The organism is Micromonospora sp. NPDC007208 (assembly GCF_042869175.1).
GTDB classification, from domain to species: domain Bacteria; phylum Actinomycetota; class Actinomycetes; order Mycobacteriales; family Micromonosporaceae; genus Micromonospora; species Micromonospora foliorum.
Genome location: NZ_JBIAFG010000006.1, coordinates 321,258 through 336,606, shown reverse-complemented (window position 1 = coordinate 336,606; position 15,349 = coordinate 321,258). Strand labels below are relative to the sequence as shown.

At 66.0% G+C, this 15,349-nt stretch carries 13 protein-coding genes and 1 tRNA gene; 6 read left to right on the top strand and 8 right to left on the bottom strand.

Going from position 1 to position 15,349, the window contains the following annotated elements; genetic code table 11:
- The first annotated feature begins 747 nt into the window (after positions 1-747).
- Positions 748-1,014, top strand: coding sequence for a hypothetical protein (locus tag ACFYL6_RS15690; RefSeq protein WP_387171632.1), 267 nt, complete (start codon positions 748-750; stop codon positions 1,012-1,014).
- Positions 1,015-1,590: 576 nt separating this feature from the next.
- On the opposite strand, the gene ACFYL6_RS15685 is transcribed toward ACFYL6_RS15690, so the two are convergent.
- A complete protein-coding gene (locus ACFYL6_RS15685) occupies positions 1,591-2,181 on the bottom strand; it encodes a hypothetical protein (RefSeq protein WP_387171630.1) in 591 nt (196 codons plus the stop codon).
- Positions 2,182-2,206: 25 nt separating this feature from the next.
- A complete protein-coding gene (locus tag ACFYL6_RS15680; protein WP_387171629.1) occupies positions 2,207-2,398 on the bottom strand; it encodes a hypothetical protein in 192 nt (63 codons plus the stop codon).
- A gap of 1,680 nt (positions 2,399-4,078) precedes the next feature.
- Between ACFYL6_RS15680 and ACFYL6_RS15675 the strand changes: the two genes are divergently transcribed.
- Positions 4,079-4,603: a DUF1877 family protein gene (locus ACFYL6_RS15675; RefSeq protein WP_387171784.1), complete on the top strand. Its 525-nt coding sequence runs from the start codon at positions 4,079-4,081 to the stop codon at positions 4,601-4,603.
- 345 nt (positions 4,604-4,948) lie between these two features.
- On the opposite strand, the gene ACFYL6_RS15670 is transcribed toward ACFYL6_RS15675, so the two are convergent.
- Positions 4,949-5,986, bottom strand: coding sequence for a DUF808 domain-containing protein (locus ACFYL6_RS15670; RefSeq protein WP_387171627.1), 1,038 nt, complete (start codon positions 5,984-5,986; stop codon positions 4,949-4,951).
- Positions 5,987-6,961: 975 nt separating this feature from the next.
- Between ACFYL6_RS15670 and ACFYL6_RS15665 the strand changes: the two genes are divergently transcribed.
- Positions 6,962-8,245 carry a hypothetical protein gene (locus ACFYL6_RS15665; RefSeq protein ID WP_387171625.1) on the top strand — a complete coding sequence of 428 codons (1,284 nt, stop codon included), beginning with the start codon at positions 6,962-6,964 and terminating at the stop codon, positions 8,243-8,245.
- Between the two features lie 278 nt (positions 8,246-8,523).
- On the opposite strand, the gene ACFYL6_RS15660 is transcribed toward ACFYL6_RS15665, so the two are convergent.
- Positions 8,524-8,949: a hypothetical protein gene (locus ACFYL6_RS15660; RefSeq protein ID WP_387171623.1), complete on the bottom strand. Its 426-nt coding sequence runs from the start codon at positions 8,947-8,949 to the stop codon at positions 8,524-8,526.
- 409 nt (positions 8,950-9,358) lie between these two features.
- Between ACFYL6_RS15660 and ACFYL6_RS15655 the strand changes: the two genes are divergently transcribed.
- Positions 9,359-9,898 (top strand): RNA 2'-phosphotransferase, encoded by a 540-nt coding sequence (locus ACFYL6_RS15655; protein WP_387171621.1) that lies wholly within the window; start codon positions 9,359-9,361, stop codon positions 9,896-9,898.
- 401 nt (positions 9,899-10,299) lie between these two features.
- Here the strand turns inward: ACFYL6_RS15655 and ACFYL6_RS15650 are convergent, their stop codons facing one another.
- From ACFYL6_RS15650 to ACFYL6_RS15640, 3 genes are all read right to left on the bottom strand, one after another.
- Positions 10,300-10,989 (bottom strand): DUF429 domain-containing protein, encoded by a 690-nt coding sequence (locus ACFYL6_RS15650; RefSeq protein ID WP_387171619.1) that lies wholly within the window; start codon positions 10,987-10,989, stop codon positions 10,300-10,302.
- A 566-nt stretch (positions 10,990-11,555) separates the two neighbouring features.
- Complete coding sequence (locus tag ACFYL6_RS15645; protein WP_387171617.1) at positions 11,556-11,984, bottom strand: hypothetical protein; 429 nt, start codon at positions 11,982-11,984, stop codon at positions 11,556-11,558.
- A gap of 58 nt (positions 11,985-12,042) precedes the next feature.
- A complete protein-coding gene (locus ACFYL6_RS15640; RefSeq protein WP_387171615.1) occupies positions 12,043-12,393 on the bottom strand; it encodes a hypothetical protein in 351 nt (116 codons plus the stop codon).
- A 796-nt stretch (positions 12,394-13,189) separates the two neighbouring features.
- Here ACFYL6_RS15640 and ACFYL6_RS15635 point away from each other — a divergent pair.
- Both ACFYL6_RS15635 and ACFYL6_RS15630 read left to right on the top strand, forming a co-directional pair.
- A complete protein-coding gene (locus ACFYL6_RS15635; RefSeq protein ID WP_387171613.1) occupies positions 13,190-13,456 on the top strand; it encodes a hypothetical protein in 267 nt (88 codons plus the stop codon).
- Positions 13,453-15,135, top strand: coding sequence for a recombinase family protein (locus ACFYL6_RS15630; protein WP_387171611.1), 1,683 nt, complete (start codon positions 13,453-13,455; stop codon positions 15,133-15,135). Before ACFYL6_RS15635 ends, ACFYL6_RS15630 begins: the two co-directional genes overlap by 4 nt.
- Here the strand turns inward: ACFYL6_RS15630 and ACFYL6_RS15625 are convergent.
- Positions 15,117-15,200, bottom strand: a tRNA-Leu gene (locus ACFYL6_RS15625). The two genes, ACFYL6_RS15630 and ACFYL6_RS15625, sit on opposite strands and share 19 nt — an antisense overlap.
- Between the last annotated feature and the right edge of the window lie 149 nt (positions 15,201-15,349).

Here is a 15,349-nt window from a genome sequence, read left to right as displayed (position 1 = left end):
GATGGACCCAGATTTGGGACGTGCGTTTTAAGCTGTTAATAGCCCTAAACGGGCAGGTGGGGCATCAGCGAGATGGTTCATACTCAGCGGAACTGGATGAATTCACCACCGAATGACACTGCACTAACCTCGCACGCCGCGCAGCTCCGACGACCCGATTGCCATGGTTATGCTGCCGGCCCGGGTCTGAACCACCTCGACGCCCGCTGGGACCCGAGAGCGGGTCGCCACCCTTGGGATAGTCGGGCGGTTGCAACGCCGCACGTCCGCTGCTACGGCCGACGTCAGAACGATCCGGCGCGTCACAGCCCGTGAGGCAGTCGACTGACTCGCCACGCCGACCCGGCGGCTCCCACGGCTAGCGCACACGACCGTTGATGTACGGCCGCTCGGCGGCGGCGCAGGCCTCAACCGGATCTCTTAGGTATGGGCTCGATGTCCATTAGGCGGCGACGATCGCCGCCGCAGCGCCTACAGTACGATCCCGCAGGACATCAGAGAACGGGGGACACGCCGATGCGAGCCTGGCAGCATCCGAAATGGAGGGCAGCCGCGCTAGCCCTGGCAGCGCTCTTCGTTGCTTGCGGTACATGGGCACTCTGGCCGCAGTCCTCGCCACCCCCGCGGGAACGTCAGTACCGCGCTACGACTGCCTGCCTACTCACAGACGACAAAGGACTCGCCAGTGAGCAGGCGCAGGCCGCCTGGGCAGGCATGCAAGAGGCGTCAGTCGTCACGCTCACCAAGGTGCAGTACCTTTCGGTATTTGGACCGCAGACCGCAGCAAATGCCGCCGCCTATTTCAACAGCCTCGCACTCCAGAAATGTGCACTCATCATTGCGGCCGGCGAGGCTCCTATCGCCGCCATGCTCGAGGGAAGTTCCCGATTCTCCGATCTGCGTTACGTGGCTATTAGCGACGGCGCCACGAACGCTCGCATCACAACTATTCACGCCACATCACACGATGCCATTCGCACGGCGACTATGAAAATTGTTAGTGAGTTGCCCTAGAACGGGCAGATGTTGACCGGCCTGGCTGGCCAAGTCAGATTAGTGAGGGCTGACCTCTTCGATCTTCTCTGGGAGTTCATGCCGGACCGCTCGTTCGAATCACGGCAGGTCAACGCCTGCGGTCCCGTCCAGGATTGGTGAACACTTCGGGCGCGCTGACCACTTCGCCAACCTGCGCCCAACTGCTCCCAGTCGCAAGGCCGGGCTACCCGGCAACTCCTTACCACTTGACCTGCACACACTCCCCCGCCAGGGGACATAGAGGACTGTCGGCTGCTGCCTGAGACTGCGGAAACTTGGACCGAGACCGACTGGTACCAGCCAGAAATCTGGCACGTAAGCCTGGATCTGGTATTCGCAGTTGCACCCGCGCTCGCCGACCTCGACAAGCTCGACGTCCAGGACACCGGGTTCAACTTCAGTCCACCCGGCCCGGCGCGAAACCATGCGATCGGCAAAGCGGAGTGGAAGGTGCAGCACCACCCGACATTGCAAGCACTGTGGGCGAGCCCCGTGCACAGCGCCGTCACGCTGGACCGCGCAGACTAATCACCCGAACGCGCCAACCGCACCCGGCTACGGATGCCCGTGGGTCACTTCCGGCTGAGGATTGCGGCGCCGACCGCGCGGCGGTAGCGGTGCGGCAATCAGGGCGATTGGAGGCCGTCTCTGGCAAGCGGCGGTCGGTTTGCGTCCCACGGCGACAACCCGTGCGCGGTCGCCGTTGAAGTCCGGGTCGAGGCGGTCGGCCAAACACGACCGGTGCGCGGCAAATGAAGCACAGCCCGGTCCGTCGCTGCTGCGCACGTCGACGGTGACGCCGTCGCCACCAGGACTGAGGATCGTGAGCTGGCCGCAGCATCCGCACAGCCAGCTGAACTCACGCAGGTCCGCGGCGCGCATCGTAAGGCGTATCCAGGCGGGCGGGTGGTACCGGCGGATCTCTTGGACGACCGCCTCGACCTGCACTCCGACCGGCGGGTATTCCTCAGGCAGTGCCCGAGGTGCGCCCGAAGGGCTGTCGATGACGCCGGCGTCGGCCGACGCACCCACCGTTTCATGTCCGAGGACCTCGGCCATGACCCCCCAAGGCTCGTGGCTGATGATCGTCGCCCGGACAGCGGTGCCCGCCACCAGGTCACCACCGACGCTGTCGAAACGCTGCATCGGGTGATCGTCGCGTATCACCTCATCAGCGGCACAGTCGGGAATGCCTACCTGCCAATCGATGGTGGGCCAGAGACGGCCCACAACCTTCCAGCGGGTCGAACCAGCCGTTGACTGCTTCGTCGTACGTATCACCGACCGCGCCGATCAGTGCCACCTCGTCCAGATCGTCATAGGCATACCCGATGCAGGCGCTGATCTGCCGAACTAACTGCACGACGTGTTCCTCGGCGGCCCACCTCTCGACGTCGCGGCCTGCCCTGTCCTGTCGCAGGGACCCCGGGCGACAGCAACTGAACCGCCCCGGATCTTGTACAGACTTTGATTGGCCATCTGGTCAGGCTGGCGGATCATCTCGAAAGAGGTGCTCTTTCAAGCCTGGTCCCCAGCGGGTTGCAACGAGTTCGGGACGAGGGCGGGCCGGCTTGGGGACCCGGCCGTGTTGACTGGTGTCGGGCGCGGGGCTGTCCCAGTCGGCGATTAGCGAAAAAGGATCCGTGTCGCGGCCAGGCTCATCGTCACACGGCTCCCGGACAACCATCGCTGGGTAGAAGCGCGTCTCCTGAGCCACCCTGCAGTCGTCCGTCCGGGAGGCGACCAAGGCGCCACAGTCTCCGCAAGCCACGGACGGGTCCCAGCCCACCATCGACCAGCAGCCCGTAAGAACAAGGTCATGGATGAAGCGCGTCCCACGTACATCGCCAGGTGAGAGGACGAAGGTGCCGACGACCTGATCACGGCCATACACCGACTCGTCGATTGCATAGGTGCCGGGGTCCAACAGCGGCGGGTTCACGTGATGACAATCCAAGACCGACCAGTGCGGTCCTGCCGGCAGCTCCACCAACCGGACCGGGACGCTCAGCGTGTTCCCACAGCTCGCACACCGAAAGCCCTCCACCGCCACAGTTTGCCATTCGGGCCAGGCGAAGGCATCCGAGGATGAGGGACCAAGGCGTTCGCCTGGACAAGCCTCATCGAGGTTCCCGCCACCCTGAACGCACTCACTCGACATGAGCAGCCGCCGCCCTACAACCTCAGCGGGGCGCCAGCGCTGACGGCTTCGGATCCGCCGAAGAGATCACCACAAAGGATGCGCTGCTCACGGCGCCGCGAGTGGGATCGGTGTCTCAGATAACGGGACCAGCTACTGGTCCGGCACGGCGGGAGTGCATGACCGGACATCGATGAAAAGCAGACCAGACACTGTGACGATCAGCGACCCGTGACCGGGGGCCACGAGCAATGCTCAAGCAGCGAGCCCTGACCACTTCGGTATCCACTGGGAGGTCACACCGCACCGCTTGACCGCATTACCGCAGGTCAGAACCATCGTCTCTGTCCGGCGTCGGTGAGCATTCTGGATGCGGAGACCTCTTCGCTAACCTGCACCCAATCTGCTCCCAGTCGCAAGGCCAGGCCAACCAACGGCTCCTCACCGCCTTGACCTGCGCACACTCCCCCGCCAGGCGACATAGAGCCTTGTCGACCGTTGCACAGAACCGCAGAGCACTCCGCGGGAAACAGGACGCCGCACCGACTCTGACCTGCGGCAACGTAAAGCCGCAGGCAGGGGTGGGTGCAGTTGAGTGCAGTTGAGTGCCGTTCGGTGCCGTTGGGCGCAGTTCAAGGCCGTTCAGGGCACCCCGCTGCTCCCAACCTGCTCCCCCAGACCGGGCTCGCATCGGGCCGCCGACCGCCGACCGATCGTGAGCTGCCGGCCTAGTGCTTCGGCTCGCGCCAGCGCTGGCTCTCGCAGCCGCATCGGCCGATCGGGGAGCACGCTCACGATCGCCGCGCCTGTCAGCGGCAGAACATCGCGCCGCCAGGTTGCCGGCGACGTTCACCCGCTGTCGACGGAACTGTCGTAACCAGCACTTAGGCTCGCGCGGTGAGCATGAACGGCAACTGGCTGCGCGTTTCGCCGGACGAACTGGAGCAGGCGAGAACTGACCTCGACTGGGCCTACGAACTCGCCATGACGGAACGCGACGACAACTCCGAACGCTGGGGAGCTACCGACAAGGCATGGAACGGGCTTGACTTCCTACTCGATCGGCTGGGCTTCGAAATTCCGCTGGTCCTGGGCGCGGAGAGGTTCGTGGAGCTGCCAGACGTCGAACCTGACAGCGAGGAGATGTTCGATTTCCTGGAGAACCTCGAAGACGACTGGGGCTACGGGCCACCCTCTTATCTGACGCTGGTCCAAGTAGCGACGGCGGCCTCGCGACTGGCCGCGCTCACCGAAGACGGCCTCATTCGGGGCGTCGACCCGAAGGAGTTGAAACGGGCCGACATCTACCCCGGCCCCTGGGAAGGACCCAGCGAACTTGCGTGGGTGGCCCACTATCTGCCAGGCGTCCAGACCTTCTTCGCTGCAGCCGCCCGCGATGGTGCCGCGGTGATCTGCTGGCTTGACTGATCGGCAGCTCAGCCGCCGGAGCGCCGGTAGCGCACATGTCAGACAGAGGCAGCCGCGTCCTGCGCCCTACGGATCGTTCCGACTCCCGCGCAGGCCGCAGTCCTGGGCGCAACCGCGATCTCTGTCGCCTCGCTGGCATTGATCATGACGCCGCCGACGACGTTGCCAAAGAAAAAAAGCGGTGGCATGAAAATGTCATTCATCCCTTCCCGGTCATTGGGACCCACCCACCTCTCGCGAGGTTAAACGGTGTCCTCTCGGCATACCCGCGCAGCTCAACCGGGTTAAGCGCGGTTCGGCACCAGAACGCCTGACCCGCGTGGTCGAGTTGCGATGATTTTGCGGTCATCCGCGCGGCGCTCGGTCCGCAGGAGCGTCGCGACGCGGAGCTGCACGGCTCGGCGGCGCGGGGATGGTGCCGTCAGTGCGAGTCGGGCCCGCCGCAGTCGCAGCCGCAGCCTTGGATGTGCGGCGGTGGAGCGTGAGAGTCATGACCAGCACGACCAGCGCTCCGACGATCAGCCCGAGGATCGCGCTGGCCACCGTGTTGACGAGCCAGCCGACGAGCCCGCCGAGAACACCCGTGGCGTCGTGGGCGGCGACCTCCACGTGGTGCACGGCCTCATACAGGAAGTGCAGGTTCAGCTCGTTCGTGCCTAGCAGCAGGATGTGCCCGCCCACCCACAGCATCGCCGCGGTGCCGACTACCGTCAGCACGGTGAGGACAACCGGCATCGCCCTCACCAGACCGCGGCCGAACGTGGCGACGGCGCCGGAACGTTGCGACAGGCGCAGCCCGGCGTCGTCCATCTTTACGATCAGGGCCACCACGCCGTACACCAGGACGGTTATGACGACGGCGACGACAGCCAGGATCGCCAGGCGGGACCAGAACGCCTCATCGATCACCTCGTTAAGGGTGATGACCATGATCTCCGCCGAGAGGATCAGGTCGGTTCGTACCGCCCCGGACACCAGCGTCGTCTCGTCCTGCACCTCTTCCTCGCCCGCGCTGTAGGCATCGTGATGGGCGATCTTGGCCCATACCTTCTCCGCGCCTTCATAACAGAGGTAGGCGCCGCCGAGCATGAGGATCGGCGTGAGCAGCCAGGGCACGAACTGACTGAGCAGCAGCACCGCCGGCAGGATGATGAAGAACTTGTTGCGCAGCGACCCCACGGCAATGCGCTTGATAATCGGCAACTCGCGCTCGGCCGCCAGGCTCCGCACGTACTGCGGCGTGACGGCAGCATCGTCGACGACGACACCCGCCGCCTTAGCGCCGGCCTTCGCGGCGCCCGCCCCGATGTCATCGATCGACGCTGCAGCCGCGCGAGCCAGCGCCGCCACGTCATCCAGCAGGGCTACGAGTCCACCGGCCAAGGGAGGGTCCTTCCAGGGTTGCACAGATTCCGAACTGGCCCATTCTCGCCTAGGTCCCTGCGCGCGGCACGCCACCGCCCGGTCGCATCTGGGGCGGGAAGCCGGGCGAGAGCTCGAGGTGACCGGCTATCGCGCTCAGCCGACGACCCACCACCACCGCGCCCGGCCCGCGCCAGCCATTGCGGAACGACACGCCTGACCACTTCGACCCCGCCGAAGAGGTCGCTGTTCAGGAAGCCCTGCTCAGAGGCTCGCCAGTGGGATCTGGGTCGCAGCTCGCGGGGTCCGTACCGACGCCACCGCGACGACAGCCAGAGACGCGAATCGATGCGGGCTGGCCTCGTAATTGGCGCCGGTAGGCCTCAGTTCAACAGCCGTCACCAGCCAGTCGGGAGGCTGGAGGGTTGACCTCTTCGGTATTCACTGGGAGGTCACGCCGCACCGCTCGATCTCCATCACCGCAGGTCAAAGTCCCTCGTCTCTGTAGGGCATCGGTGAGCACTTCGGGCGCGGAGACCTCTTCGCCAACCTGCACCCAATCTGCTCCCAGATGCAAGGCCAGGCCAACCAGCGGCTCCTTACCGCCTTGACCTGCGCACACTTCCCTGCCAGGCGACATAGAGCACTGTCGACCGCTGCGCAGAACCGCGGAGCCCTCTGCGGGAAACAGGACGCCGCACCCACTCTGGCCTGCGGAAACGAGAAGCCGCAGGTGGGGCAGGTGCAGTTGAGCGCCGTTCCATGCCGTTGGACGCAGTTCAAGGCCGTTCAGGGCACCCCGCTGCTCCCAACCTGCTCCCACTAACCGGGCTCGCACCGACCGCCGACCGCCGACCGCCGATCGATCATGAGCTGCTGGACGAGTGCTTTGGTTGGCACCAGCAGCCGCATCGGTCGAACGAGGAGCACCCCCACGGCAAGTCGCCTCGTAATCCACGCGGCCCTCCTCTTCGCGCAGCTGCCATACTCGCCGCTGTGAGCTTGCCGCTGGGGACCTTCGCCGGGCTGCTCGACCGCTCCATCCGGGAGATCGTCGCCTTGGCCATGGACGCCCGGAGCTTCGACGCGACTCGCATTGGCCGCATCGCCGATCTCTGGGACAACAACGCTCTGCCTCTGGTGGGCGCCGCATGTGCTCCTTGGCCACTTCGATCCCGACGAGCCAGCAGCGGCCTGGAATGGATGGCTGACCTCGGGGCCGACCGACGCAGGCTGATGGTCGACCTGGACCCGAGCCTCGACAGGTTGCTTCCCACCGCACGGCCGCAGCGTTCCGTACATCGGGACTACCAAGGGCGCGTCTTCCCGGGCGCCTTCCGGCTGACCGCAGAGATCATCGATGTGCTAGCCGAGGACTACGACCTCGTCAACGGCAGCGTCCGCTCGCTCACCGCCCAACCGTCGAATGAGGGATTGCAAGTACGCCTGACTCTGGCCGCTCCACGGCGGTTCATACCCAGTACCGGACGCGTCTCGCGGGACGGGTCCAGGATGCCCTGGCCGGCCGCGCCGCTGAAGTTCACCTTCAACGGGGTCACCAACTTGCAGTTCGACGCCGAGGACCGGATCGGGATGGCCGTAAGCCGAACTAGCGCCGGGTCGGCCGTGACGATCGGGCGGAGCGGTCACCTGCAGGCGACCGAGGCTTCAGTCTGGCCCGACGACCCGCGATGGTACGAGTCGACGGCCGGCCAGGCGGCCGACCTCACCACGCAACACGAGCGGCCGCAACGGCGGAAGCCGATACCGACGTCGACCCTGACCGCACCGCAGCGGGCCGCCGCTCGATCGCTCGTCATGTTGATGAACCACGCTCGGCTTGTCCACCACTATCCGAATCTGGCCGCCGGCGTCCCGATCCTTGACATCTGCCGTGTCGCGGCCGACGCGGGCAGCGCCATTATTGCCGCGAGCGCGCGCCGTGGAGCGGCGCGTCAGACGGCGTTCGGGCAGCTTGAACAACGGTGGCGTCACGTACCGCCCGAGGTGCCGCCCGAGGCAATCCGCTCCGGCCCGGTCATGCTGCGTCATGCCCGGTACGACGAGCCCCACGACGATTACGACGTCCCTCACCACGGCAGTGCCGTCCTGCTCGCCGCGGTGCCAGGCGCAGATCCCGCAGTACCGTGGACTCTCGCCAGCGAGGGGATCACCCAACCGTCGCGGTTCCGAATAACCAGCGCCGCGTTCGACGACGGTCAGCACATCCACCACGATGGAAGAGTTCTACGCATCGGCGACGCGCTCGTCCTCCGTTGAACCGCGAACAATTACGGGAGCCTGCGCGCCACTATCGGCTGCGCGTGGTCCAGGCCGGCCCCAGGTATCGCATCGACGCTAGCCTCCCGACGGGCGTGACGCCGTTGGCGATAGTACGTTCGGCCTGAGCGGGCGCCGCCCGATCGACGACCGGGAACACCACGGCTGACACCTTCGGGACCGCCGAAGAGGTCTCCCAGCAAAGGATCCCTGGTCAGAAGGTTGTTGGTGGGATGTGAGCGGGGTGCTCAGCGATCGTGGCCCGGACGTCGCCTCGCTCACTGAGGGTCAAGGCCGCAGCGAGCACGAGCGCGGCGCGATGAATCAGTATCGTTCTCGCCGCTATTCCTGGGTGACGATCCCGAAGATCCCTGGCGTTCGTCACCGGTGTCGAAGAACCTGTCCAGGTAGGCGTCGGCGGGGAGGGCGCTGTCCCTCATCAGTGAGTAGATTTCAGCGCCGTGACCCGGCTCGTCAAACAAGTGGTGGACCTGAGCAAAGCCCAAGTAGGCACGGTCGATGTCCTCGGTGTACTCGGTGGCTTCAGCCTCAGCTAGAGCGATCGCGGTGTCGAAGTTCGTGGCGCGCCAGATTGTTATGCGTTCCTCATACACGAACGGTGCGGCACTGCCGTACTGGAAGACAGACCTCACCGCGTACCAACCGTGCTGTCCTGCCTCGTCGGTGTCCCGCACGTCGCCCACCTGCCCATTCTGTCCAAGTGCCAGCATCGCCGCCAACGGATATGTCGTGTGCGGTCGGTCATCCAGGTCGGCGCGTCGATCGCTTCGTCACCGTTAGGTTGTCCACGAGTTCTCCGACCGCTCAACGGCAAAGGCGGAGGCGGCCTTGCCGTCTCCGCGGGCGCCAGGGGCGTTGCCCCCTGGGATCGGTGTCTCAGATGACCGAACCTCATCGGACTCCAGCAAGCTCACCCGCAACTCTTCACATCGATCTGCAGCAGACCTACAGGCGTGGCATCAGGCGAGCCGTGGCACCGGCCAGCGGCAGCCATCCTGGCAGCAGCGACGCAGGCCCACCGGAGAAACGCTGGGTTCGGCGTCGTCGGAAAACCTCTCGATTCCCGCGACAGGGATCGACCACAATGCCACCGTGGAACGCGAGCACCTGGTGAAGTTGAGCAAACGGATGTCGAAGGCACTCCGGCACGATCCCGACAGGGCCGGCCTGGTGCTCGACCCGGCCGGTTGGACTCCCGTCGACGCTCTGCTCGCCGCCCTACGGATCGAGCGGGCCGAGCTGGACGCGGTCGTCGCCGGCAACGACAAGCAGCGGTTCGCTGTCGAGCCCGGCACCGACGGGGTGCTGCGGATCCGGGCCAACCAGGGCCACTCAGTCCCGGTGGACCTCGGGCTGCCCCCGGTGACCCCACCGGAGCGGCTCTATCACGGCACCAGCGCCAGTGCGCTGGAGTCGATCCGGGCCACCGGCCTGCACCGCGGCGGACGGCACCACGTCCATCTCTCCGCCGACACCGAGACCGCCCACCGGGTCGGCGCCCGACGGGCCGGTCGGGTCGTGATCCTCACCATCGACGCGGCGGCGATGGCCGCCGACGGGCACGTGTTCCACCGCAGCGCCAACGGCGTCTGGCTCACCGACGCGATCCCTGCCAGCTATCTGCTCGACTGAGCCATGGCCTGGCCCGGGCCGCTGTTCCGGCCGGGTGCGTACGGCCTCGAACGGGATGCGGCACGAGACATCCGGCGCGGCGACCCCGGGCCGGACAGGAGACGGCGGCCAACAGGACCGCTCTGCGAAGGCCCGCTTCACCCCGTCGCGGTTCACGCCGCCGGCCTGCAACGTGCCGACACGAGGAGCTGCGGCCTGGAAGAGCTGAGCAGGTGCGCGGCGAGGGTCATCGGGCTTCCTTCGCGAGCGGCGTCACCGCTTTGGAACCGAGCACGATAGCGATCCCTCACCGCGGCATCCCGATCCAGCAGCGGCATCACGTTATGCCCTGATCCGCTGTCGATCATCAAGTTGAGACTGCAGACGAAGCTTGCCCTCCTGGATGCCGTTTGAACGTCGGATCAGACCCAGATTGCTGAGGGCCAGCCATCCGAGTATTCGATAGGCGGTTCTGGAAGAGACGTTGCGGCACCGGTAGCGACTCGTGCGGCCGTCCAAGCTGCGACACCAGCGTCGAGCACGTCGTCAACGGCCGCGGCGTGGCCAGCCTGCCCCACGTCGTCGGCAAGATGAATGCCAGCATCGTTGAGCAAGCGCCGGCGATGATGCGCTCCCGCCCAGGTGCGCTTACCGTCGGGCAGCGGCGAGCCGGCCAACCTCGCGAACGAGACCTCCGGGTGCACCTCCACGACCTGTCGCCCTGCCTGCCGGGCCCAGATGTCGACTTCGAAAATCTTGGCGCGCAACCCGTACACCTGGGCAGAGACGCCCTCACCGGTCCGCTCCTTGTTCACCTGCACCGCCGCCGCATGGCTCTCGGCCTCCAACGCGGCCCGGACCGGCGTCATGAACACCGACGATCGTCGAGGCCCTACCAACTTGTACGCCAGCACGTCCGCATGGCGCCGCCCGGTATCCGGCAGGCCGATCGGGATGTCGATGCCGATGACGGTGAGGTGACCATCCATCTCAGCACCGGCTACGAGCGCGACGATCGTTCTCCCGACGTGTACCGTCACGGCGCCATCTTGCAGGACAACACCAACCCAGCCAGCCTTGCACGCGTCCACACCAAGCACCCTTGACGACATCCGGACACCATACGACCAGCACTCGACGATCACTGGGCTGGCGAACGGCGAGCGGACGCATCCGAGCGCCCAGCGGCATGAGAGCGAACCGGATCAAAGGCGGGTTGGTCGCCCGCGTATGCGCGCGTCCGTGTCGCAGTCAGAACCGCAGTTTCATGGGATCTAGGCCCGCAAGCAAGACTTAACGGCCGCCCGTGGTGCGTCGGCACCCAAGGCGGGATCCCGTGCACCGCATTCAAGTCGCCATGAGCGGACGCGGCTCTACCGTCTCTGCGGGGCCAGCGCTGACGCCTTCGGACTCGCCGAAGAGGTCACCATCCTGAAGGGCCAGCTCAGGACGTAGCCGGCAAGGCTTTGGTCGAGGCGCCCGGGCCGTCGCTCTCGTCGCGGCTGCCCACGCAGGTCGTGTGGCTCTCACTTGGCCTGCGCGGCACGGGCGTCGCCCATGGGCGGAAGAGGCGCAGTGCGTCATTGCGCTTCCGGCCACGCAGGCTAACAACGCAACACAACCCGGCCAGCGGCAACCGGTCGCAGCCAGCCGGGCGCCGCAGACGCTTTACTGGACGTCACAGCCCTTCCAACACCAAACTGCGTAGCTCTGTCGCAGCAAACCTCACGCCCTCATCCTCATCAAAGGACAGCCGCTCGACCATCCCCCTCAGGCTCGCGGCTTTCTCGGGGTCCATGCTCGCGACATACATCGCGCCAATCAAGCAGCTGTTAAGGTGATCTATATAGTTCGTCGCACTCGAATCCTCGGCGGCTGCCCCCCATGCGCGCGCAAACATCCGCCATGAAACGAGATCACCTCGAGCCAATAGCGCCTCAGCGGTGGCAGTGGTGACAGCGGTGTCCCTCGCATCCAGCAGCAATCGAAGGATGACGGCATCGACAGCCGGTTCGCCCAGCCGAGCCACCAGTCCCTGGCCAGCCTTGCTGCGCTCTTGCCAGCTCTGCGACTCTGCCAGCAGGAGGAGTTCCTCTAGTTCAGCCACAGTCCATCACTTCCGCGCTTATAGGCAAGGCAGCGGACCGAAGCGCGCTCACGCCCGTTCACAGGGTACGGATATCGTCGAGTCGGACTGTCCATAGCCCATCTGCAATCTCAGTGAGAAGAAGTTGCAGTGACAGGTCTGAGCGTCCCTCCTCAACCGTCCAGAGCGACATTGTAGCGGCCACCCGGCGACGACCCTCGCCCTCAACCTCAATCACATCGAGATCTGGAGGCAGCCCGTCCCCGGGTGGCCGAACAACGGTCCGGCCATATGACTCGACCGCAGTCCGGATCTCATCGGCCGACAGGCGCTCCTCCCCGGTCATGGAAGCGAGCGTTTCGTACTCGCGGTCGGCTAGCAGGCCGAGCACCACCTGAAGTGCGGTGCCCATCGCGGGCTCAACGATCATGGGTTCTTCCTGCGGTTACCGGCGATTCGGGTGGAAGTGTCGTCACAGAAGACGAGCTACAGACGTGACTCTAGGCGAACCGAGACGCCGGCCGGGGCCAGCCATCCCGGGAGCAGCAACGCCTGACCACTTCGACCTCTACTGGGAGGTCACACCGCACCGCTTAACCGCATTACTGCAGTTCAGAGCCCTCGTGTCAGTCCGGCGTCGGTGAGCACTTCGGTCGCGGTGACCTCTTCGCCAACCTGCACCCAATCTGCTCCCAGTTGCAAGGCCGGGCGAGCCGACGGCGCCTTACCGCCTTGACCTACGCGCACTCCCCTGCCAGGCCACATAGAAGCTTGACGACCGCTGTGCAGAACCGCAGAGCACTCCGCGGTGAAGAGAGTGCTCTTCCCAGCAAGTTGGTCCATCCGGACGCCCAGCAAGCCGCGCCATCAGGCGCTTGCCCCCATCTCAACGGCCGCCAACCACCCTGACAACCGGACACACGTAACGCCCTCACTGCTCAACGAGCGGCCGGTGCCTGACGGCACCGGCCGCTTCTTCATGCCCGCCGGGGCAACCGGCACCGACCAACCCGAAGGACGTCTCCCATGACAACCCACTCATCTGCCACGACACGAGTGACCAGCGTTACGAGCTGCAGCGCCACGATCCCGCCCAACCACACGGCCGATGCTGGCATCGCCCTTCAAGCCGCCCCCTCTCACCACGAAATGACGGAGGCCAAGGAGCGAACGGCACACGCCCACCGCCGCGCGTCCCGGCCGGGGCGACCGCCGGACGGAGGCGCATGACACTGCCGCCCGACCAGCAATCTGAACATCACAAAGAGCCGGATTCGCCCGCACCGGCCGACGAGCGACTTGACCAGCCCAGCGAAGACAACGGTTCATGGACGGTCGGGACCATCGACGGCAGCGCACCGCACAGCGTTACCAGCGTGGTGGTACCCAGGCAGCCACCCGAGCTGCACCCCGGCGCCGCTGCCGCCCTCCTGAAGCTACTCAGACACGTGAACGACCGCCGCACCGACAACTCGAACCAGGAGAACCGATGACCGCCCCTCAACCGAAACCCTTCGCGTTCTACGGCCGCGTGTCGACCGAGGACAACCAAGACCCGGAGTCCTCCCGCAGCTGGCAACTCAGCCGGGCGACAACCCTCATCCAGCCGCGCGACGGCCAGATCACCGCCGAGTACTTCGACATCGGCCAGAGCCGTTCGCTGCCGTGGCAGCGCCGCCCGCACGCCAGCCGACTTCTCGCCGCGCTCCGCGACCCCAAACGCGGATTCTCCGCCGTCGTCGTCGGAGAACCCCACCGCGCGTTCTACGGCAACCAGTTCGGTCTCACCGTGCCGCTGTTCGCCCACTACGGCGTCGAACTGTGGGTACCGGAGATCGGCGGTCCGATCGACCCGGACAACGAAGCCCACGAACTGGTCATGTCCGTCTTCGGCGGCATGAGCAAAGGTGAACGCAACCGCATCAAGCTGCGCGTCCGTACCGCCATGGCCGCTCAGACCCTGCTCGAAGGCCGCTACCTCGGCGGGCGTCCCCCATACGGCTACACCCTGCAGGACCTCGGCCCCCACCCCAACCCGGCGAAGGCAGCCGACGGCAAACACCTACGCGGCCTCACCCCCGACCCGCGGACAGCCCCGATCGTCCGCCAGATCTTCCACGAGTTCCTCACCGGCAGCGGCCTCTACGCCATCGCCGAAGCACTCACCAGTAACCACGTGCCCTGCCCCTCCGCACACGACCGGGCCCGTAACCCCCACCGCAGCGGCATCGCCTGGTCCAAGAGCGCCGTCCGCGTCATCCTCACCAACCCCCGGTATACCGGCCGGCAGGTCTGGAACAAGCAACGCACCGACGAGGTCCTTCTCGACGTCGACGACGTCGCGCTCGGTCACACCGGTGTCATGCGCTGGAACCCGCGGGACAAGTGGGTCATCTCCAAAGAGATCACCCACCCACCGATCATCGATGAGGCCACCTTCGAACAGGCGCAGACACTGCTCGCACGACACCGGTTGGGCCTGGACATCCCGCAAAGACAACGCCGCGCCCGCAACCCGTACGTCTTCCGCGGCCTGAACTACTGCGCCGCCTGCAACCGGCGCATGCAGGGCCAGTACAACCACGGCGCCGCCTACTACCGCTGCCGCTTCCCCCAGGAATACGCCCTCGCCAACGACGTCGACCATCCCCGCAACGTCTACCTGCGCGAGGAGACCCTCACCGATCCACTCGACACCTGGCTCGCTACCGCGTTCCACCCCGACCAGATCGAGAACACGATCACCGCGATGGGAGACGCCCAGCTGGCCGACCACCCATCTCCCGCCATCACCGCCGCCCGCGCGACCATCACCGAGTGCGACGCGAAACTTCAGCGCTACCGGGCGGCTCTGGACGCCGGAGCCGACCCCTCGATCGTCAGCAACTGGATAGCCCAGACACAAGCTGAACGGACCCGAGCCGAAACCGAGCTGCACACGGGGACCTCCGCCGCACTACGCCGGATGACCCAGGCAGAGATCACCGCGCTGGTTCACGCCCTCGGGAACATCGTCACCGTGCTCCGCGATGCGGACCCTGCGGACAAAGCCGAGGTCTACCGTCAGCTCGGTCTGCGGCTGACGTACCACCCGGCAGCGCAAACGGTGCACGCTGAAACCGATCTCAGCGCGCACCGTGGGCCTATGGGTCGTGTCCGAGGGGGGACTTGAACCCCCACACCCTATACGGGTACTAGCACCTCAAGCTAGCGCGTCTGCCATTCCGCCACCCGGACCTACACGTTCAGCCTACCTCGCCGACCAGATGATCTTTCCATCCGGTGGTCGGCACGGCGGGCCGCACGGGGAGTTACTGTACACGCCGGCCGTGGATCATGCACATCGCCTTCCGGCGCCTCTCCCCCGGCGCTTCCGCCGCTGCTCA

Excerpts from the sequence above, each read along its gene's own strand:
- ACFYL6_RS15685 (WP_387171630.1), bottom strand. The coding sequence starts at position 2,181 with ATGCAGCGTTTCGACAGCGTCGGTGGTGACCTGGTGGCGGGCACCGCT.
- ACFYL6_RS15675 (WP_387171784.1), top strand. The coding sequence starts at position 4,079 with ATGAACGGCAACTGGCTGCGCGTTTCGCCGGACGAACTGGAGCAGGCG.
- ACFYL6_RS15650 (WP_387171619.1), bottom strand. The coding sequence starts at position 10,989 with ATGTCGTCAAGGGTGCTTGGTGTGGACGCGTGCAAGGCTGGCTGGGTT.
- ACFYL6_RS15640 (WP_387171615.1), bottom strand. The coding sequence starts at position 12,393 with ATGATCGTTGAGCCCGCGATGGGCACCGCACTTCAGGTGGTGCTCGGC.
- ACFYL6_RS15635 (WP_387171613.1), top strand. The coding sequence starts at position 13,190 with ATGACACTGCCGCCCGACCAGCAATCTGAACATCACAAAGAGCCGGAT.
- ACFYL6_RS15630 (WP_387171611.1), top strand. The coding sequence starts at position 13,453 with ATGACCGCCCCTCAACCGAAACCCTTCGCGTTCTACGGCCGCGTGTCG.